The following is a 20,698-nucleotide window of genomic DNA, read 5'->3' on the forward strand; positions in this document are numbered from 1 at the left end:
TTTATCCTTTTTATATGTATTTTTAATGAAAATTTAATAAAATGAAGCTTAAGTCTGGATGTCATTTCAAAAATGTTAATTAGTCATGCTAATTTATACCATTGGGCTTTCAGATGTTCAAAAAATATTTCTAACTTGTTCTTGTAGTAACTGTATATTTGTTTACGATGGTTAACGTTGATCGAATTGATGAGCAGGCTTTATTGCTTCAACTGAAGAACGGTGATCAGCGTGCATTCGAAATACTTTACAATCGTTATAAATTCCGCATCGCCGGAAATTTATTCAAACTTCTTAAATCTGACGACTTGGTTAAAGAGATCCTGCAGGAGCTTTTTTTTAAAATATGGGAAGTGCGGGCACAGATTGATCCTGAAAAGTCTTTTAAATCCTATCTCTTTCGAATAGCAGAGAATCTGGTCTATGATTATTTCCGGAAAGTTGCAAAAGATAAACGTTTACTGGCTAAAGTGGTTGCTTCAAGTTCAGAGCTATATCTGCACATTGAAGAAGACATGCTGAATAAAGAGGAAGCCCAAAAGCTGCAGCAGGCCATCAATATGATGCCCATTCAACGTAAAATGGTATTCACACTTTGCAAACTGGAAGGTAAATCCTATAAAGAAGTTGAGGAGATTATGGGTATCAATGCTAAAACCATCAGTAGCCATATGCTGCAGGCAAACAGATTTCTCAGGGCGTATTATAAAGATTCTTCCGCACTTACCATTTCATTGGTTTTAAGTGTTTTACTGAAAGGTTTTTAAACCAAATCATTCCTTTCGTAAATTAATTGTTAATTTTTCGTTAACTAACTAAGGATTTTTTTGCTGAGCTCCGTATTAGCTGTAAAATTTAACCTTGAAACCATCTGATCAACTCCATATTCTCTTCAAAAAGTACTTAAACAATACCTGTAGTCCTGAAGAAACACAGCATCTGATGAATTACTTTCATCAGGATGAAAATAGGGAACAGTTAAAAGAGATCCTCATCGACGTTTTAGAAGCTCAGGATGAACATAAAGAAACCGATTCTGCCATTGCTGGGGTATTGGCCAAGGTTGACCGTGATTTGTTCGTTCAGATTCAATCAGCAACACCAACTGCGCCTGAAGGTAAAAACAAAAAACTTAAGCTCTGGCTACAAATTGCTGCCGTAGCTGCTGTTCTGACAATAATTTGCTCAGGAATTTATTTTTTTAATTACAAACCAGCAAAGCTTCCGGTTGCTGTTAAATCAGCTGCACCGGATGTGAGTCCGGGTGACTTTGGTGCTACACTTACAATGGCAAATGGCCGGAAGATCAGTTTAGCCAATGTATCGAAGGGGGAAATAGGGCGAGAATTGGGAATTATCATTACTAAAACCGATGAGGGCAGACTGGTGTACAAAATTGATGAAAAGGTTTCTGATCCAAATGCCTTGAATACATTATCGACTGCCCGGGGTGAGACTTATCAGGTACGTTTACCTGATGGTTCACTTGTTTATTTAAACGCAGCGTCAAGCCTTACCTATAGCACTGCGCTCATTGAAAATGGAAAACGCGTAGTTAAACTCATTGGAGAGGGATATTTTGAAGTAGCGAAAGATAAGCTGCACCCATTTATTGTGAAAACGAACAGACAGGAAGTGGAAGTATTGGGAACGCATTTTAACATCAGTAGCTATGCTGATGATGAAGTGGAGAAAACAACCTTGCTGGAAGGAAGCGTGAAGTTAACGGCATCAGGTAATTCGAGGATGTTAAAACCCGGGCAGCAAGCTAAGCTGTATAGTGGTAAAATACAGGTTAATGAAACAGATCCTGACCTTGCCGTGGCCTGGAAAAACAATGAATTTGTAGTGGAGAGTGAACACATTGAAACCATTATGAAAATGATTGAGCGTTGGTATAATGTAGAGGTCGTTTATATCGGCGAAAAAACCAACCAGCGGTTCAGTGGTAAAGTGTCCAGGTTTGATAAAATGTCAAAAGTTCTTGAAATCGTAGAATCAACCGGAGAAGCCCGTTTCAAAGTTAGTGGAAGAACCGTATACGTATCAAAATAATACCTAAACTTATAATTAACAGAATACTAATCTATAACTAAACTGCATGAAAGAAAACTATACTAACTAAAATGTTTTAAACAAAACCAGGCCCCGATTAGCCATCAGAACCTGGTAAAAGTTTGGAGCATTCGATTGAAAATCAAACTAATAACCGCAGCCCTCTATACGGTCCAACGCAAAAGAGGCTGCTTAACCAAACCGACTACTAATGTATCAAAAATCAAGCAAACTAGGTATGCCTAAATGGCTGTGCCTCAAATTATTGTTAATCATGCGCTTAACCATCGTAATATTAATAGCATGCTTTATGCAGGTAAGTGCATCAAGTCTTGCTCAAAAAGTGACGCTAACCAAGTCAAGTGCTTCACTCCGGTCTGTCTTTAAAGAATTGAACCAGCAGACAGGTTATAACTTTTTTTATACAGACAATTTGTTGGAAAATTCGTCTCCTGTAACCATCAACGTTAAAGATGCTGATTTACCCGCTGTACTTAACCAGATTTTTGCCAGACAAAACCTGGATTTTACGATACACAACAAAACGGTGGTGATCAAAGCAGGTACACCGGCCAGACAGGAAGTGATTTCCGGTTTCGTAGGTGATGCCAAAGACCGCAAGCCCATTGTAGGTGCTACGGTCTCAATTAAGGGAACAAAGTCTGCAGTCCAGACGGATAAAAATGGAAAATTTACCATCAGCATTTCTGCAGGCGCAGAATCTTTGGAATTCAGATTTATAGGCTACAAGACTGTTAATGTACCCATCACGCCTAATTCAAATTATTCCATTTACATGGAGGAGGATCAGCTCACACTGAATGAGACCGTTATTACCGGTATGGTAGACAGGAAGGTAAGTACCTATACCGGAGCGGCTAAAACCATGACCGGAGCCGAGCTTAAGGCTGTAAGTCCGGTAAACATATTTGCCGGCATTTCCGCCCTCGACCCTTCTTTCAGAATTATCCCCAACAATAAAATTGGAGGCAACATCAATGCGCTACCTGAAATCACCATGCGTGGACAGACTTCTTACCCAACGCTGGGTTCAGAACTGGTTGGAAACCCCAATACGCCATTGTTTATTCTTGACGGATTTCAGGTTTCGTTGCAAGCCATCGCAGATCTGGATATGAATCAAATTGCATCTGTAACTTTATTAAAAGATGCCTCCGCTACCGCCATGTATGGTTCACGTGGGGGTAATGGTGTAATGGTTGTTACAACAATCCTTCCGCCGAGAGGAAAAGTAGAAGTTTCCATTACCAATAACTTCACTTTATCATCACCTGATCTTTCTGTTTACCATATGCTGAATGCGGAAGAGAAACTGGATTTTGAACGTCGTGTAGGTTTTCTAAATAGTTATAGAGGACAGGCCATTAATGCAGAACGATATAAAGCTGTAGTGAGTGGTGTGAATACAGACTGGAAATCTATTCCCGTTCAAACAGGCATTAATAACAGAACCAATCTGTCATTACGTGGTGGCGACCAGTCATTGACTTTCAATCTTACTTTCAGCGGAAATTTGTTACAGGGTGTAATGAAAGAACAGGACCGGAAAAATTATGCGGGAAGTTTTACCTTGAGTTATAGAACCAATAAATTAACATTCCAAAACAATACAATCGCCACCCAGGTCATTTCCAACGACTCACCTTACGGAGAATTTAGTCAGTACCTAAATTTGAACCCATATTGGAAGCCTTACGATCAGAACGGTAATATAAACAAGTACCTGGAAAACATCGATCTGGGCTTCGGCGTGGCAGGTTCTGTTGTTTTGAACCCATTGATGGATGTTACCTACAATACCATTAACAACAGAAATAAAAACTTTAATTTAAGAAACAATACATCTGTTCGTTACGACTTCAGCAAGTCCTTATGGTTTACCGGTGCACTGGGCATTACAAAAGTGAACGGCACAATAGATAATTTCTATTCCGCTTTAGACAGCCGTTTCAATGGTATCGCAGATTTGAGTGCCAGAGGTAGCTATTCGAAAGATAATAGCGATGCTTTTACCATGGATGGAACAGGTGCTGTAAATTACAACAAGAATCTTGGGAAACACGGTATTACCGTATATGCAGGATTCAGGCTTGCCAGCACAAGCTTAAATTCATATAAAGTATCAACGCAGGGTTTCCCTTTCGATCGTCTGGATAACATCTTGTTTGCTGCGCAGTATTTAGACAGCAGGCCTACCGGAACTGAAAGTACAATAAACAATCTTTCCTATACAGGAAGTGCAAACTACTCTTATGACAACCGGTATTTTACCGATTTTACCTATACCAGGGACGGTTCTTCTGCCTATGGAGTGAATAATAAATTTGGTAATTTCTGGTCTGCAGGTTTAGGATGGAACATAAACAACGAAAAATTCCTGAAGGAAAGCAAAACAATTAACCTGCTGAGGATTCGCGGAAGTTATGGTTCTACAGGTACATCTGTGCAAGACCCTTATGCCGCACAATTCAGATATAACCTGGGTACATCCACAGGTTATTTCGGTGAAGTAGGGGCTTTTCCCGGCGCATTGGGCAACCCTAATCTGAGCTGGCAACAGGTACTGAAGTCAAACATTGGTATTGCTTCAGCATTTCTGGACAACCGTTTAACTTTCAATGCGGAATTTTATAATGAAGTCACGCAGAACGCGCTGACTACGGTTTCCCTGGCACCTAGTACCGGTTTCCCTTCTTATACCGAAAATTTAGGTAAGATTCAAAACAGGGGATTACAATTTGACCTGGGTTATACCATACTATCTGAACCTCGTAAAGGCCTGAAATGGAATGTTTCTGTAAATGCAGCAACTAACAAATCGGTGTTAAAAGAACTTTCTGATAAACTTAAAGCCTTTAACGCTGCATTAAATAAGAATAACGCTGATCAAACAACCGAAAATGTTCAATTTATTGAAGGACAATCAACCACAGCCATTTATGCGGTGAGGTCACTGGGTATTGATCCGGTTACTGGTCAGGAAGTTTATCTAAAAGCAGATGGTACCCCAACCTTTGTATGGGACGTTAATGATAAAACCTATGTTGGCGATACACGTCCTAAATGGACAGGTGCCATCAATTCAAACTTCCTGTATGCAGGTTTTGCCTTAAATTTTAGCTTCAATTATAATTATGGTGCTGACCTGTATAACAGTACGTTATTAAATAGGGTGGAGGCTGTAGATGCACGTAACAACGTAGACCGCAGAGCCTACGACCTGGGCTGGACCGGACCCGGAAGTTTGAGCCCTTACCGCAGAATTACAACCTTCCCGACACCAACAAAGCTTACCTCACGCTTTGTTCAACGCGATAATAACATTCAGCTCAGTTCCATAAACTTGAGTTATCAGTTCAAAACCACATTTGTAAAAAAATTAGGCTTACAGAACCTTAGCGTGAGTGCCACAACGAATAACCTGGGCACTTTTAGTTCAATTGAAATTGAACGTGGTACAGATAATCCTTTTGCCAGAGAATATACATTTGGTTTAAGTGCAAGATTTTAAGTTCAAAAAAACATATTCATATCCCAATGAAAAGAACAACATTAATTATAGGAATCCTGGCAATAGTTGCGGTGTTTTCCGGTTGTAAGAAATTTTTGGATGTAACGCCGAAAACGAGTCTGGCTGAAGAACAGCTGTATACTTCAGAAGTTGGCTTTCAACAGGCTTTGTCGGGTGTTTACGGAAAACTGGCCGGAACTAATCTTTACGGAGATAACCTGTCTATGGGCTTCGTTTCTGCCCTGGCACAAAATTATTCAACACTCAATATCAGTGCAGCCGTTTCGCTGCAACAAACACAACTTCTTAACTACGCTTCAACGGAAGTAATAAATTATACCGATTCCATCTGGTCTTCCAGTTATAGTGCAATTGCCGCTGCGAATAAGATAATTGCAAATACCGCAATAAACCGTTCTGTGTTAAGCAATAATTCATATGCACAGCTGCGCGGCGAAGCCTTGGCCTTAAGGGCATTTTTACATTTTGATTTATTGCGTATGTTCGGTCCGGAGTACACGGCAGGTGCAAACCTGAAGGCCATCCCTTATAAAAAAGATGTAAACGAAAATGCAATTATTCCTTCTACAACTGCTGATGTGGTTAAATTTGCATTAGCCGACTTGAAAGAAGCAGCAGATTTACTACAACCGGTCGACCCGATCGTGACCAGCGATTTAAGAAGCAGACGAAATAAGCTGAATTATTACGGCGTAAAAGCACTGGAAGCCAGAATAAGACTATACAGTGGTGATAAATCAGGTGCTGCTGCAGCAGCAAATGTAGTAATCAGTTCAGGTAAATATGCATTCGTAACCCAGGCTGCGGCCGGTGCCATTAGTTCAGGTTTAACCGTACGAGACCGACTATATTTCAATGAACAGGTATTTATGATCCGGGTTAGGGATATATTGCCTACTGTACAACGCTATTTCCGGTTTAGAGGTAGTTTAGATCAAAGTCTTACGCGTAGCCCTGCTAACTTTGCTACGCTGTATGAAACTTCATCCGGCGGCGGTTCAGACATCAGGTACGTTTACCGTATCGAACAGGATGGCGGAAATTTATTCCCTTCTAAATTCTGGCAAGCCTCCGATGCTACCACTACAATTAGTGACAACTTACTGGATCAGTATGTTCCAGGCATACGCCTTGCAGAAATGTATTATATCCTCGCTGAAACAGCGGAAACACCGGCTGCAGGTGTGAGCTATTTAAATACAGTGCGTCAAAACAGGGGCATCTCTAACCTGGCAACAACCATTACAGCTACAGATCTTACCGCTGCAATCACTAAGGAATACCAGAAAGAATTTTATGCAGAAGGACAGTTGTTTTTCTACTATAAACGTATTAAGGCAACGAGAATGCAATTCCGCAACATCAATATGACACCGGCGGACTACAAACTACCTATTCCAGATAGAGAACTTCAATTTAATCCGAATTATGGAAACTAATCAAACGCGTATTATGAAATATTTATTATATATAATGATAGTGGTCTGTCTTTTTTCATGTAAGAAAGAAACCGTTGAGACCTATCAGGGAAAGGATGGCGTGAGTTTCTTTGCCTACACTTTCGAACTTTTACATACCACAGCTGTTAGAAATTACTCTTTTGCCTTACAGGCAACTCAAAAGCAGAGGGATACCCTATTTATACCCATGCGCATTACCGGGAAGCTAACCGATCAGCCACGTACGGTAATGTTGAAAACGGCTCAGGGAACAACCGCTACCGCGGGAGTAGACTTTGAGCTGAAAGAATTCACCGTTCCGGCAGGCGCATCGAAATTTAATTATCCCCTGATATTACTCAATTCTGCCGGAATGGCCAAAAATGTGTACAGAATTGTATTGGAGCCAGCAGAAACTAAAGACTTTATTTTGGGTACTTTGGGCCAGACTCCAAGGACCAACACTACCCAGCCGGAGGAAAACTTCAGATACCTGAAGGTAGATGTAACCAGCCAGTACATCGAACCAGCTTATTGGATCTACCTCCTTCAGGATTTCGGGGAATTCAGTGCCGTAAAATACAAGTTCATGGTGAAGACATTAGGTATTACTGATTTTAATTACGATAAAATTGGTTCTGATGGTTTATTGAATTTTCCGGTTACACTAAGGAATGCACTGGCCGCTTATGAGGCTGCAAATGGTCCATTGTTAGATGAGAACGGTCAGGAAATATCGTTCCCTTAATTTAAAATATTATGCATTTAAAATACTTTTTAAAGCTCAGTCCAGTTTTTATTGTCATTATGCTGGCATTTGCTGCCTGTAAAAAAGACAATCAATCGTTTAAATATGATCAAATCAACGACATTAAAATAACTGATGCAACGATAGCTTTTACGGTTTCTCAACTGGATTCATTAATCATCACGCCAACTTTGTCGCAAACAATGCCCGAAGGTGATTCATTTACCTATAGCTGGAAACTTAATACAGCAACAGATACAACAACAATTGCTACAACAAAAAATCTCCGCATCAAAGTAACATTAAGCCCTGGCCTTTATCCGGTAATATACAAAGTGAGGAGCAATAGAAATGGTATTTATACGCTAAAGCAATATACCATCACTGTCAACGGCGCCTATCCGGACGGCTGGTATGTTCTTAACAGTAAGGATGGAAAAGGCAAAGCTTCTTTGATTCGTACGGATGATGTGATTTTTGATAACCCAATGGAAGTAGCCAATAATAAAACCTATCCGGGGAAACCATTAGCCTTATATAATTTTGCAAAAGGTAGCTTCTTTTATTATTTCACTGACCAAAATGTGTATCGCTTTAACATGAATGACTGGTTGGAACTTGGTGATAGAAGTTCGATACTTCCGGGATTGGCAACACCACTTCCATTTAAGGCAGCACCGGCATTTATAATGAATACCTCAAAATTTGAGCAGTATGTTGTCGCAGATGGTAATTTATATGTTGGCGTTTCAGGAACAAACGCGGAGAATCTGAAGCCTTTATCACAACGCATTCCCGGTAATTATGATTTATTCCCGGGCGTTTTCCCCGGCAATTTTAACACCACCTATTTTTATGATAATACAACAATGAGTTTTATGGAGATGGGCATATTGTCAAGAGTTCTACAACCGTCTCGTGCAACACCATCTAGGCCTTTCGATATGGCAAATGTGGGTAAGAAAATGATAGCCTATGATCGTGGGGTAACAACCTTATCTCAGGAAGGAATTGAGTGGTATTACATCATGGAAGATAATAACGGCCGTTACCTGATGTCCCTGACTGGTGACTCTGATAATAGTTTCCCTGGAGTTAATCAAAAAATGATGAACAGTCCGGAAATAGGTAGTGCAACGAACTTTGCAACCTCATCTATTTTAAAACAACTCTATTACACGGTTGGTAATAGGGTTTATTTGTACGACATGCTTGCAAACGCCGCACGTCTGATTTACACTTTCCCGGCAGGCTATGCAATTAAAGACATTGAAATGTTGCGTAGTACCAGCAAACAATTGGTGATTGGCGTGAATAACGGTACGGCGGGTGAAGTGTATTACTTCAGCATCAATGGCCAGGGAGAATTTACCAATGCTACTTTCGCTAAGAAATTTACAGGCTTTGGTGAAATTATACAAATAGCACCTGCCAGACAGAACCTGTAGACACCAATTGAATTTTAAATAATTATTTAACATATACATCATGAAAAAAATAGTCCTGCTCCTTGCAATCCTGGCTATAGGAAAGTCTGCATTTACCCAGCAGGCGCAACCGGCTTATAAGGCAAGTCTTGATTCTTTGAAGATCTTCATCGATCTTTCAAAAAAAGAGACCATTCTTAATCACCTGGTCAAAGCCCATCCGAAAGATAATTTTGACCCATCCAGGGCTATATTGGTTGATAACTTTGTGATTGCAAAAAACTCAGCTAAGGCTTTACATTATTTCAACCAGATTCAACAAACTGCACGGATCATGTATGTGGAAAATGTTGCAACAGGGATAATGGCCTACGATCTGAAAGCTGCTGAAACATTGCTTGGACAAGAATTGAATAACCCAAAAAATGCGAAAGAGGAGCGGTTGTACCTATTACAGCTATATAGTCAGGTAATGGATAAAATGGGCAATCACGCCAAAGCTTTTGCCGCCATTAAGGAGTGCTATGAGCAGGCGACCAGGAAAAGTGCAGGCTTGACCGCACAATATTATTATTTAATGAGCAAAACAGGCCGGTACCAGGAAGCACTTCCGGAGCTGGAAAAAGCGGTTTTGTCAGGTTTGGCTAATGATGATTATAAAAATGAACTGAAAAATGCTTATGAGAACATTCATCCGGGAAAAGATTCAAATGTTTACCTGGCTGCTTTAACCAAGCAGTTTGACGACAAATATAAAGCAGAAATAGCAGCCAAAATGATAAGAGAGCAGGCACCTGAATTTAAAGTCAAAGATATAAATGGTAAAGAAGTATCCTTATCAGATTTTAAGGGAAAGACCATTGTGCTTGATTTTTGGGCAACCTGGTGCGGACCTTGTAAAAAATCACTTCCGGCGATGCAAATGATGGTTAATAAATATAAAAACGACCCAACGGTAAAGTTTTTGTTTATACACACCTGGGAAACGGTTTCAGACCCAAAATATGATGCGGTAAACTATTTATTGACCCATAACCTGGATTTGCCTTTGTATATGGATACTAAAGATCCCGTTACAAAAAAGAATCCTGCAGTATCGTCATTTGACGTATCGGGAATCCCCGCAAAGTTTATTATTGATGGCAATGGTAAAATACGCTTTAAGGAACTGGGATTGCTTTGGCCAAATGAGGTTGCCGTCAGACAACTTTCAACCATGATAGAGATGTCGAGGTAAAGTTAGGCAGCCCAATATGGCTGAACCATACTTTATTAAACCCTCATATGCCAAATGGTATATGAGGGTTTTTCTTTATGAATTAAATGTAAGTATGTATTTATCTTTATCCAGGTGGATGATATTCCTTTAATGCAAAACAGCATCCTTAAGAGATTTTTTGCTGCTTTCTGAATAAATTATCTTAGATAACCATATTTCGGCCAATTGCTAAAAGTTAGCATACCTATGTTTTGCCATGAATTTCCCTTAACTGTCATTTTATTGCTGTTACTTTCATGACAGATATTTTTGTGTTTATTTTGCCATAAAGCGATTAGCGGGAAGCTTGATCAAAAGCGTACTCAATTGAGGAGAGAAGTGGCTTAGCCGGATAAAAAGTTAACTATGATTCAAAATTTATCTATTAAAGAAATAGAAACTACCAAAAAGGTCTTGCCCATGATATTGGCCACTGCAATTTTTATGCAGATGCTTGATTCAACAATCCTGAATACCTCTCTTCCGTCCATTGCGAAAGATCTGAATGAATCTCCGCTCAATATGCAAAACGCAATCATTGGTTATGTACTTACGCTGGCTGTTTTTATGCCGGTTAGTGGTTTTCTTTCAGATAAATTCGGTACCAAAAAGATATTTATTTTTGCCCTCGCACTCTTTAGTGTGGGATCGCTTTTTTGCTCGCTCTCCGGCAGTCTGACACAATTGGTCATTTCCAGAATGATACAGGGGGTAGGTGGAAGTCTGATGACGCCTGTTGGAAAACTGGCTTTGGTAAAGACCTTTCCAAAAAAAGATTTATTGAAAGCTATCAATTTCGCTATCATCCCTGCCCTCATCGGGCCGGTATTGGGCCCCCTGGTTGGGGGTTACATGGTAGATTATCTCTCCTGGCACTGGATTTTTCTGATCAACATTCCCATGGGCCTGGCGGGCATTTTTCTGAGCTTACGGTATATGCCAGACTATCGCTCCCCTGTAATTGATTTTGATTTAAGAGGCTTTCTGATTTTTGCGGCAGCTTCATTATTGCTTTCCATCTCTCTTGAATTATTTGGAAACGCACATTATATTACACCCGCCCTTGCCATTCTGTTATTTGGTATGATGATGTTGTATTTCTACTATCGGCATGCTACAACAGATAACAATCCTATTTTCCCTATCAACCTGTTTAAGGTTAGAACATTCAGGGTAGGGATACTGGGCAATCTGGCGACCAGGCTGGGCATCAGTTCTATACCGCTTCTATTGCCCATGATGATCCAGATTGCCTATGGCCAGTCTGCTGTAATCTCTGGCTGGATTGTGGCTCCAATGGCATTAACGGCAATTATTGCAAAATCAACAGTAATAAAAATTCTGAATAAATTTGGTTACAGAACCACATTGATGGCGAATACTTTTATCATTGGTGTTTTGATCTGCTTTATGGCTATACCCGCAACTGGAGCGTCCATCTATTATTATGTACCCATTATTGCCGTATTGGGATTTTTCAACTCCATACAGTTCACCGCGATGAACACCATTTCGATTGCAGATTTGCGTGAATATCATACCAGCAGTGGCAATTCTTTGATTTCAGTGAATCAGCAGCTGGCTATTGGATTTGGTGTTGCCTTTGGACTGATCGTGCTGAAGGCATTCAGGGGGGATGTAAAACTGATACATGATGACATCCATTATGCGTTCAGGTATACTTTCCTGGTAGTAGGCATTTTGACAATTTTATCTGGTTTTATCTTTCGAAGACTGCATTTTAAAGACGGTGAGAATTTAAAATAAGCCGACAATGGCCTGGATTTGTTTAAGTTTGGCTTTTAAGCGTTCATTTTATGCTAGCAATCTTTACAGTAAGGATTGCTAGCATGATAGATTTCTTCGTCGTTTCTCCTCGCAATGACGACCTTTTTTGGAGCCTATCAATGCTAACCTGTCGAAGGATTTGTGAAAAAGTTCTTCGACAGGCTCAATGTGACGAGTCTTAATAAAAATTAATAATCATGTTAAAGCTTTTTTCGTAGCACAGGGCTTAATTAGCGCGTTCAATTGTAGATACTTTAACCACTGGAACATCAATTTTCTGTGGACTTTTTATTTCCAGTGAGCTGTTTTTCTGGATTGGGAAAAATACTGCAGTCATCGCCGTAAGTCCATCATCTGCAAATAGTTCTACAGATGCGGCGTCAATAAAGACGATTATTTTTTTATGATCTGCAGCTGAAATCCGCGGTGAAAAATGTTTTCCAGCAAAACTTTTTTCAAATGCACCATTACCTGCATTATTGCGGTCAATAAAATAGCCTTTGTTCTGTTCGAAACCGATAATAAGCTTCTGGTTTTTTCCATCTCCAAGTTCAATGCTGAAGTCACCGGGACTATCAACCTGTAACTCAACCCTGGTGCCTTTTCCTTCTATTAAACCTGTTGAAAGATCTAATGAATTAATTCCAGTCAATCCTTTGCGTTCAAATACCACCTTTTCCAGTTTCGACAACTCTTTAACAGGAGTTGAAGCAAGATAAATCTCTTCACCAACTTTTTTAAGTGTTAAATCGCGGGGTAGGGTGGTAGCGCCACGCCAAGCCGTAGTCGGTACCACATTGGCGTAATTCCAATTGTTCATCCATCCCATCAGCACTTTTCTTGCCCCTGTATTGGAGAACGTGACACCCGCATAATTGTCCGTACCATAGTCCATCCATTTTTGCTTTTCAGCATCTGGTTTAAAAGTTTTTCCGTCAAAATCACCCGTAAAATACTGCGTGGCTGAACCACCATTTGGACCGCCCGGGTTGATGCTCACCAGGAGTACCCAATGTGTTTTACCATCAAGTTCGAGTGGAAATAAGTCAGGACATTCCCACACACCACCGTGTGCACCCAGCTTTTCGCCAAACTCGCTTTCCTTGCTCCATTTCTTTAAATCAGGAGAAGAATAAAATGTGATCCGGTCTTTGGTGGCCAATGTCATGATCCATTTTCCGGTAGCCGCATGCCACATTACCTTTGGATCCCTAAAATCCCAGATACCCGGATTAGGAAGAACAGGATTTCCAGCGTACTTCGTCCAGGTTTTACCTTCATCAAGACTATAAGCGAGACTTTGATATTGGTGAAGTCCTGTCTTCTGATCTTCAATTTTCTTGTTGTGATGCGTAAATATTGCTACCATGGCGTTTTTCCCAAAACTCGCCGTATTATCTTTATCGATGACCGCACTTCCAGAGAATATGGTTCCAAGGCTATCCGGATACAAGGCGATGGGCTGCTCTTCCCAATGAATCATATCCTTGCTTATTGCATGGGCCCAGTGCATAGGGCCCCAAACGGTAGAATCGGGATTATACTGAAAAAACAAATGATATTTTCCATTTAAATAGACCATTCCATTTGGATCGTTCATCCAATGGGCTTTAGGTGTAAAGTGGTATTTCGGGCGATAGGGTTCCATATCTGCGCTTTTTTGATGCACCATTCTCGTTGACGTACATCCATAAAAAAAAGATGCAACGAGTAAACCAAAGTATAAATTTCTTTTTATTGCCATTTTTATAAGTTTAAAATATAATTAAAATGATTAGTGCTTACCATATGCTTTTGAGTTTCCATGCCTGGATATTTAATGTTGTATTTCCACCCTCGGAAAAAGTCTCCAGACCGGTTTGAGCGTCAGCAGCAAAAGTTGTTGCACTTACCACTTTTTCTCCGTCATTTGCGAATATTTCAATTGAGGATCGATCGACAAAGATATGTAAACGAAGGCTGCCTTTATCCAAAGCTAAGGGTACAGCATACTTTTTTGCAAACGATTTTGTAAAAGCGGTATCTGTATTGAAGTTGGTACAGTTGCGCCGGTCTAAGGTAAGTTCACCAAGCTGCGGATCGTACCTGAGTGCTAATTTTCTGCCTTCACCAACGAATAGGTTCAATCCAAAAGCCTTAGCGGTTCCGGGGGTAAATGTGGCATCGAGTTCATACGAATTTACGTCGGGCTTAAAGTTTTTTATAGATTGAACACCTTTTAGCTGTAACTGTTGACGAATACCGCTGTCGCGAAGTTGGGCGAGCTGCGGTATTGGCTGCTGAAAAACCCTCCATCCGGATGGCGTCTCTCTCAAAGTCATCACCCTGGGAATAGATTGAAATCCCTTTCCCCATTTGGATGGCGCCTTGCGTGCATAGTCCCAGTTCCCCATCCAGCCAATGGCATGAACGGTGTCGGCTGGGCCATTTTTGTTGTCGTAATCCCGCCAGGTTCTGGTAGCATAATAATCAGGTCCGTCATCCAGCCACAAGGCGTGTTCAAGGTGTTGATTGCTTAACTGATCAGAAAACGTAACATGATCAATAGCAATGAACCCGTTAGTCGTATCTCTACTCAAATCTACAAGCTCCAGTTGTGCTTTTTTACCTATCCAGGGGCGTACATCCCATCCGTTCCATTTAAAAACCCTGGTATTATCACCATGAGTTGTCTTCACTACCTTGCCATCTACCAAAAGATTTATACAGGTACTATCCTGGTGATTTCCGCCCATCACCAAAAAATTAATGGCTTTAGCGCTTATGGTGAAAGGCTGAGATTTTGACCGAAAAACTGTTGCAGAAGCATTTGCGGTACTCAGGTAATGCTTACCTAGATAATCAGTCACACCAGATACTTTGTTTTCATGCCCTTCCGGAAACTTCGGCCATTTTGAATTTTTACCTTCAAAATCCTCAAAAACAGACCCTTTGACACCTTGTCCAAAACTGAGGTAATCTGCGAGTTTTTTATCTGTTACAAAAGCCTTTCCGTTAAAATCGCCTACAAAATACTGTACCCGGTTCGGACCTCTTCCAACGATTAGCACCCATTTCTTCTTATTGCTTCCTTCAATCGGAAGCTCGAAAAGATCAGGACATTCCCAGAATGAGTTTTTTGCACCCAGGCCTTCAAAGCTGCTGCAAAATGCCCAGTTTTTGAGATCTGATGACTGATAGATATGAATCTGCTGGACATCAGGCCTGGAAACAACCATTTTCCAGCTTTTATCCTGCTCATACCAGAAAACCTGCGGATCCCTGAAAAACACTTTATTGATATCCAAAATCGGATTCCCCTGGTAATAGTCAAAACTTTGCCCCTCATTATTACTGATGGAAATAGCCTGTGTTTCAGGAAGTGAATCACCGGGAAGGTGTTTGGTATAGAAAGCGATCATACTATTCTTTCCAAAACCGCTAGTGTTCATTTTATCTACGACCACCGACCCGCTGAAGTAAGAAAATCCCATTCCCTCTTTCATAGGTCTTGGCATTTCCTGCCAGTGAACCAGATCCTTCGAAACCGCATGGCCCCACCAAAAAAGATGATAAGTATTATTATAATGAACCAGTCCATCCGGGTCGCCCATCCATCCCTTTACCGGGCTGAAATGATACATAGGCCGGTATTCCTGAGCTTTTCTATCGATTACCTGGCCCTGTACAGAACCGCTCAACAATAAAAACAGTCCGAGTACATACCGAAAATCAAAACCATAACCAGATTTATTGCTCATCATTTTTAGGATTAATGGGTTGATATTTTCAAATTAGTAACTTTTAGTTCTACACCATTGGCAAGCAGCGACCATGGCGTTCCTTTTGCGCTATAACTTCTGTTGGTTAGTGCAACCTGATCGTTAAGATAGAGTACGATGATTGATCCATCCACGATAATACTAAAGTCGTATGTTTTTCCCTGTTCGAAAACAAACGGAACACGGGTAACTTCCTGGCCATTGTTATAGGCGGCAATGCGATTTGATGCCGGTTCGAACCTGATCTGGTAAGATCCGCTAAGATCAGTTTTTGCATTAAAGTTTAAGGAGGCTGTTCCGTTAAGATTGCTTAAAGAGAGTTTTCCTTTAACCATAGTTGTTCCGTTAAGCGCTGCAAACCTGTAGCCTGAAGCTGAAGAGGTTCCGGTAAGGGTGTAGTTGCCAGCCGATCCGCTAACGGTGCCGATCTGAGCGCTCACGGTAGCGTCAGCATTTTTACTGAAATAACTTTTTACGCTACTTGGGGCTTTTACCGCAAGTTTATCATTGCCCAGCTTAGTAATTTGCTGACTGATAAGGTTTCCTCCCCAGGTGCGAACACCATTGTCATTTTCCGGACTGCGGCGGTGTGCCCAGCCGAAGGCATAACGTTCAATACCATTGCTTGCGGTTTTTCCGGCATAAAACTGATGCCCGTCAAACATATCCATGCCATCTGTTGGCTTCAACCATGGCCCAGCTGAAGACGATGCAACTCTGTAATGCGTTCCCGGACTAGTGCTCCAATCTTCTGCAAAAAGCATAAAATACTTGTCATCAATTTTAAAAACATCCGCACATTCGAGCATCAGGTAATCACCTTCAACCGAAAGAGGCCCCCTTAACTGCCAGTTATCACTTGCCGGATCGGCACTGGTGTAAACGAGAATTACACCTTTGTTGTCTTTTTGAGCACTCACCATCATCCAGTAGGTAGAAAATTCAGTATTGTAGAATACATAAGGATCTCTAAAGTCTGTCGTTGCATAACCGTCTGGTGCTTTTAGCGCAAAACCAGCCTTCTTTGTCCAACCGGTGGTTGTGCTGCTGGTGGCATACATAATCGCTTCGCGGGTATTGGCTGAAACCAATGCGCTGTTGTTATTCTGCAACCAGCTGTTATTTGCATTATAACCTGTATAGTAAAAGTAATTGGTATTTCCAGCCTTTACCATAGACCCTGTGCCAATGAGGTGATCTTGTGTAGATTTATTGCCATATGGAATCATCTCGCCATCATAGCTGAAATCGAGCAGGTTTTTAGAGCTCAGCTTATGGATCGCATGCTGACCAGTGCTGCTTTGCTTCACCTGATCCGGATCATCATGCAGAAAAAACAGTTCGAACTGCCCGTTCACATAGCTGGGCATCACATCTCCAACCCAACCCGTGGCCTGTCCTGTAGTAGAGTTCGGGCTTATCTGTGGTTTCGGGAAAATGTTAAATTTCTCTTCGCTAAAAGGTTCCGCCGGGGCGTAGGTTTTTTCTTTGGTGCAAGACAGGAAAAGCGAAATCGCCATTCCTGCCAATAATATTCTTTTCAATGCCATGTTATTTCACTATTTAATTGTGAATTATTTTTTTAGATAGTCGATCGCATTTTTAGTCAGCCTGCGAATATTCGTGATGAATCTATTACTTGTAGGTGCACCATTTTGAGGTTCGGAATACCAGTCGTAGGCACCAAAAGTGATAACTACTACATTTCCAGATCCATTGGTCTGAGGCCATTCAGCAATGCCAACACGGCCGTCGAGGTTATCATCCCATGCTTCAGATGCCAGGTTTATGCCACCGGTCTGCTGACGCCATCCTGCACCGTTCATGTAGCCTCCCCATTCCGGAAGAAACCACCAGGCTGTGTGGTTAAGCCTGAAAGTTCCCTTTTGCAGAAGGTTGGCCTTACCAGTTTCATAGGTTTCTAAACCCTGAAACAGAGGATGAGATTCCTTGCCTTTGAAAGAGATACCCCAATCGCTGCCATTTTCGATAAATCCATTCGGGAGAAAGTCGCCAAAAACATTATTTGGCCCTTTACCGGCTGGCACTATGCCTAATGCTTCAACATACTTGCCGGCAAAAGAGGTTAACAGCAAACTTCCACCTCCATTCCGGTAAGCTTTCAGGGCCGTTAAACTGGCCGTACTGGTAGCCTGCGTTGGGAGGTCCTGTGCAGAATCGAAGTGCCACCAGATTACTTTATAGTTAGAAAGGCGTTTTCCGGTTTCTAAAGCACCAAACGAAATATAGTCTGCAGTAGGGTAGGTGGAGAAAAACCAGTCACTTGCTGCTTTTTCGTCAGGGTTAGTTATTGCCGATCTTGAACTTGCCGTGCCTAAAAATGCGTATTCACTTACCGAATTGCTGATAAAGGTGACCTGGTAACTTGTTGTAAAATTGCCTTTAGTGAACGTATAGGTTACGGGTTGATTGAAATTTTGTGCCGTGCCACTTAGCGGGCTAACCACAACATCTGCTTCTGATTCTATGACTGGTTTAATTCCAGATAAATCTGTTCCGTCAGGAAGGATTAACGTTGCGGTACGGTTATCGTGATTAATTGATGCCTTTAAGCTGCCTACAGAAACGCTTTTGAGTGGGGGCGTAATTTTAACCGTTGTTGAATAATCTTTGAAGAGATTTCCATTCACTACCCTGAAATCTACGACACCGGTAAAATTGATGGGTTTATTGAAATTCATGGAGCTTGTTGCGCCATCCGGCATTTCCAGCTTAGGCATCAAATTTGAAATATCTGTGCCAAAAGGAACATTAACGCTTATCGCACCCGTTTTTTGGTCGATAGTAGCAGCAATACCATTAATCGAATAAGACATGAGTTGTACCTGACTGTCAAGTTTAAAATCATTGTTCTTATCCTTTTTGCAGCCCAGGATGGTTAAGGCCATAACAAAAGCAAAAAATGCTTTCAATATTTGCTTTAATTTCATTTTCTAATATTTTAGCGGTTCAGTAACCTGGATTTTGAACATAGTTGTTTTCACTAAAGAATATCTGGTTCTGAGGAATTGGCAGGTATTCGTCCCTTCCTTTTGTGAATCTCGCGCTCGTAAAGATGCTTCTGAAGCTTTTTTCCGAATCAAAAAAGGAGTTGATCACCTGATCGGCTACGCCCCATCGGATGAGATCAAAAAACCTTTCTCCTTCCAGCGCCATTTCTAAACGGCGTTCAAATCGCAGGGCTTTTCTGGCGTTTGCCTGATCCCATACTATATTTGTTCCCGGAACATATTGCTGTACGTTGTATCTGGAGGTGGGCTGTCCATTGGCCATCACCAGTTTTGCCGTGCTTTTAGATGCCCGGTCTCTTATCGCATTTATGATTGGTAAAGCTTCACTTTGCCTGCCCAGTTCAATCAGCGCTTCTGCTTTAAATAACATCACATCAGCTAACCTGATCATAATTCTGGCTTTTGTATTGCCGAAAAACGGAGCAACATTTATAAAACAGTCACAATCAGGGGATACGTTTTCTTTCATCGAATTATAAGTTCCGTACAGCGGAATATTCCTGCTCCAACTTGCCGTAACCACTCTTGTCGGATCATATTTCCATGGCGCTCCGGGTCTGGATATGGTATGGTCTACTCGTGGATCGACTGTGTTTGTAGCGAAATCGACATTCTGTTGGTTGAAAGTATCAAATAATGGTATTCCGGTAGTTGTTGTTCTGAAAGCATTCATCAGCGTTTGTGACGGTTTTTGGAAATCGCAGCATCCGATACCTTGTGGTACCGTAAGCATATCACCGAAGTTCACCCGGCCTCGTCCTGCGCCATCATTACTGGAAAACTGAACAGACATAATTGCTTCAATGCCATTCTCGAATGCTCCTGACGTGAAATTATTTGCAAAATCTGCCTGTAGCTTATAGGATGAAGCCAACACCTGATCTGATGCATCAATAACCTGCTGCAACCTGTTCTGGTCGATTCCGGTTACGGCATGTGTTGTATTCTGCGTGTACGCCTGGAACAAACGTGTTTTTGCTAAAAAAGCATAAGCCGCAAATTTGTTGGCTCTTCCGATCTGTGGTTGGGTTGCAGGTAGTGCCTCAGCCGCCGCCTGGAAGTCACCGGCAATCTTCTCCAGAATCTGATCCCTGGTTAGTGCGTTGTTTTTTATATTTTTGTATTCATCTGAAGGTACTGTATCATCAATATACGGGATATTTTTAAACAGGTTCTCTACCATCAGGTACCAGTATCCGCGTAAGAAACGAAGTTCGGCTAAACGGGTTTTAACCAATGGATATTCCGCTTCGCTAAATTTGCTCAGCACCCTGATGCCTTCATTTGCCCGCCTGATGCCTACATAGATATTAAACCAGATGACATCATAGTTCCATTGATCCGGTCTGGAGGCAATAAAAGTCTCCATATTATGGAAAACATCTCCATCATTGATGCCACCACCGCCTTTATAGGCATCATCAGCGCGGATATTTCCATACTGGTACATGCTAAATGCCCTGTTAATTTCGTCGTTTCCCAATTGTGAGTAAGCAGCGGTTACAAATCCCTCGGCCTGTGCCGGAGTGGCAACCTGGTTTTCGTTAAGCGAACCTTTGGGTCCAACTTCAAGTGCTTTTTTGCAGCCTGTGGCTAATATCAGCGAGACAGCAAGGGTGATTATATATTTTTTCATA

General features: G+C 41.3%; 13 protein-coding genes. 8 read left to right on the top strand and 5 right to left on the bottom strand.

Going from position 1 to position 20,698, the window contains the following annotated elements:
• Window positions 1-167 precede the first annotated feature (167 nt).
• The 8 genes from OQ267_RS09535 to OQ267_RS09570 all read left to right on the top strand — a co-directional run bounded on the left by OQ267_RS09535 (window position 168) and on the right by OQ267_RS09570 (window position 12,247).
• On the top strand, window positions 168-767 hold the full coding sequence (locus OQ267_RS09535; protein ID WP_265835696.1) for an RNA polymerase sigma factor: 600 nt from the start codon (window positions 168-170) through the stop codon (window positions 765-767).
• A gap of 94 nt (window positions 768-861) precedes the next feature.
• Window positions 862-2,055: a FecR family protein gene (locus tag OQ267_RS09540; protein ID WP_265835697.1), complete on the top strand. Its 1,194-nt coding sequence runs from the start codon at window positions 862-864 to the stop codon at window positions 2,053-2,055.
• 211 nt (window positions 2,056-2,266) lie between these two features.
• A complete protein-coding gene (locus OQ267_RS09545; protein ID WP_265835698.1) occupies window positions 2,267-5,587 on the top strand; it encodes a SusC/RagA family TonB-linked outer membrane protein in 3,321 nt (1,106 codons plus the stop codon).
• A gap of 26 nt (window positions 5,588-5,613) precedes the next feature.
• On the top strand, window positions 5,614-7,047 hold the full coding sequence (locus OQ267_RS09550) for a RagB/SusD family nutrient uptake outer membrane protein (protein ID WP_088302324.1): 1,434 nt from the start codon (window positions 5,614-5,616) through the stop codon (window positions 7,045-7,047).
• A gap of 13 nt (window positions 7,048-7,060) precedes the next feature.
• The gene (locus tag OQ267_RS09555) at window positions 7,061-7,795 is read left to right on the top strand and encodes a DUF4843 domain-containing protein (RefSeq protein WP_265835699.1); all 735 of its coding nucleotides are present in this window, start codon (window positions 7,061-7,063) and stop codon (window positions 7,793-7,795) included.
• Between the two features lie 11 nt (window positions 7,796-7,806).
• Window positions 7,807-9,243 carry a PKD-like family lipoprotein gene (locus OQ267_RS09560; protein ID WP_088302326.1) on the top strand — a complete coding sequence of 479 codons (1,437 nt, stop codon included), beginning with the start codon at window positions 7,807-7,809 and terminating at the stop codon, window positions 9,241-9,243.
• A 40-nt stretch (window positions 9,244-9,283) separates the two neighbouring features.
• Window positions 9,284-10,459, top strand: coding sequence for a TlpA disulfide reductase family protein (locus OQ267_RS09565; protein ID WP_265835700.1), 1,176 nt, complete (start codon window positions 9,284-9,286; stop codon window positions 10,457-10,459).
• Between the two features lie 387 nt (window positions 10,460-10,846).
• On the top strand, window positions 10,847-12,247 hold the full coding sequence (locus OQ267_RS09570) for an MFS transporter (protein ID WP_265835701.1): 1,401 nt from the start codon (window positions 10,847-10,849) through the stop codon (window positions 12,245-12,247).
• A 247-nt stretch (window positions 12,248-12,494) separates the two neighbouring features.
• Here the strand turns inward: OQ267_RS09570 and OQ267_RS09575 are convergent, their stop codons facing one another.
• Genes OQ267_RS09575 through OQ267_RS09595 form a run of 5 tightly spaced genes read right to left on the bottom strand, consistent with a single transcriptional unit; the run spans window position 12,495 to window position 20,697 of the window.
• A complete protein-coding gene (locus OQ267_RS09575; protein ID WP_265835702.1) occupies window positions 12,495-14,012 on the bottom strand; it encodes a glycoside hydrolase family 32 protein in 1,518 nt (505 codons plus the stop codon).
• Between the two features lie 37 nt (window positions 14,013-14,049).
• Complete coding sequence (locus OQ267_RS09580; RefSeq protein ID WP_265835703.1) at window positions 14,050-16,011, bottom strand: glycoside hydrolase family 32 protein; 1,962 nt, start codon at window positions 16,009-16,011, stop codon at window positions 14,050-14,052.
• An 8-nt stretch (window positions 16,012-16,019) separates the two neighbouring features.
• Window positions 16,020-17,579: a glycoside hydrolase family 32 protein gene (locus OQ267_RS09585; protein WP_265835704.1), complete on the bottom strand. Its 1,560-nt coding sequence runs from the start codon at window positions 17,577-17,579 to the stop codon at window positions 16,020-16,022.
• A 24-nt stretch (window positions 17,580-17,603) separates the two neighbouring features.
• Window positions 17,604-18,980, bottom strand: a complete 1,377-nt coding sequence (locus OQ267_RS09590; protein WP_265835705.1) for a DUF4960 domain-containing protein — start codon at window positions 18,978-18,980, stop codon at window positions 17,604-17,606.
• 19 nt (window positions 18,981-18,999) lie between these two features.
• A complete protein-coding gene (locus OQ267_RS09595) occupies window positions 19,000-20,697 on the bottom strand; it encodes a RagB/SusD family nutrient uptake outer membrane protein (protein ID WP_265835706.1) in 1,698 nt (565 codons plus the stop codon).
• Window position 20,698: the final 1 nt, after the last annotated feature.

Origin of the sequence: Pedobacter sp. MR22-3 (assembly GCF_026240075.1) — a bacterium.
Classification (GTDB): Bacteria; Bacteroidota; Bacteroidia; order Sphingobacteriales; family Sphingobacteriaceae; genus Pedobacter.

Excerpts from the sequence above, each read along its gene's own strand:
- OQ267_RS09535 (WP_265835696.1), top strand. The coding sequence starts at position 168 with ATGGTTAACGTTGATCGAATTGATGAGCAGGCTTTATTGCTTCAACTG.
- OQ267_RS09575 (WP_265835702.1), bottom strand. The coding sequence starts at position 14,012 with ATGGCAATAAAAAGAAATTTATACTTTGGTTTACTCGTTGCATCTTTT.
- OQ267_RS09550 (WP_088302324.1), top strand. The coding sequence starts at position 5,614 with ATGAAAAGAACAACATTAATTATAGGAATCCTGGCAATAGTTGCGGTG.
- OQ267_RS09560 (WP_088302326.1), top strand. The coding sequence starts at position 7,807 with ATGCATTTAAAATACTTTTTAAAGCTCAGTCCAGTTTTTATTGTCATT.
- OQ267_RS09555 (WP_265835699.1), top strand. The coding sequence starts at position 7,061 with ATGAAATATTTATTATATATAATGATAGTGGTCTGTCTTTTTTCATGT.
- OQ267_RS09595 (WP_265835706.1), bottom strand. The coding sequence starts at position 20,697 with ATGAAAAAATATATAATCACCCTTGCTGTCTCGCTGATATTAGCCACA.
- OQ267_RS09580 (WP_265835703.1), bottom strand. The coding sequence starts at position 16,011 with ATGATGAGCAATAAATCTGGTTATGGTTTTGATTTTCGGTATGTACTC.
- OQ267_RS09590 (WP_265835705.1), bottom strand. The coding sequence starts at position 18,980 with ATGAAATTAAAGCAAATATTGAAAGCATTTTTTGCTTTTGTTATGGCC.
- OQ267_RS09585 (WP_265835704.1), bottom strand. The coding sequence starts at position 17,579 with ATGGCATTGAAAAGAATATTATTGGCAGGAATGGCGATTTCGCTTTTC.
- OQ267_RS09545 (WP_265835698.1), top strand. The coding sequence starts at position 2,267 with ATGTATCAAAAATCAAGCAAACTAGGTATGCCTAAATGGCTGTGCCTC.
- OQ267_RS09565 (WP_265835700.1), top strand. The coding sequence starts at position 9,284 with ATGAAAAAAATAGTCCTGCTCCTTGCAATCCTGGCTATAGGAAAGTCT.
- OQ267_RS09570 (WP_265835701.1), top strand. The coding sequence starts at position 10,847 with ATGATTCAAAATTTATCTATTAAAGAAATAGAAACTACCAAAAAGGTC.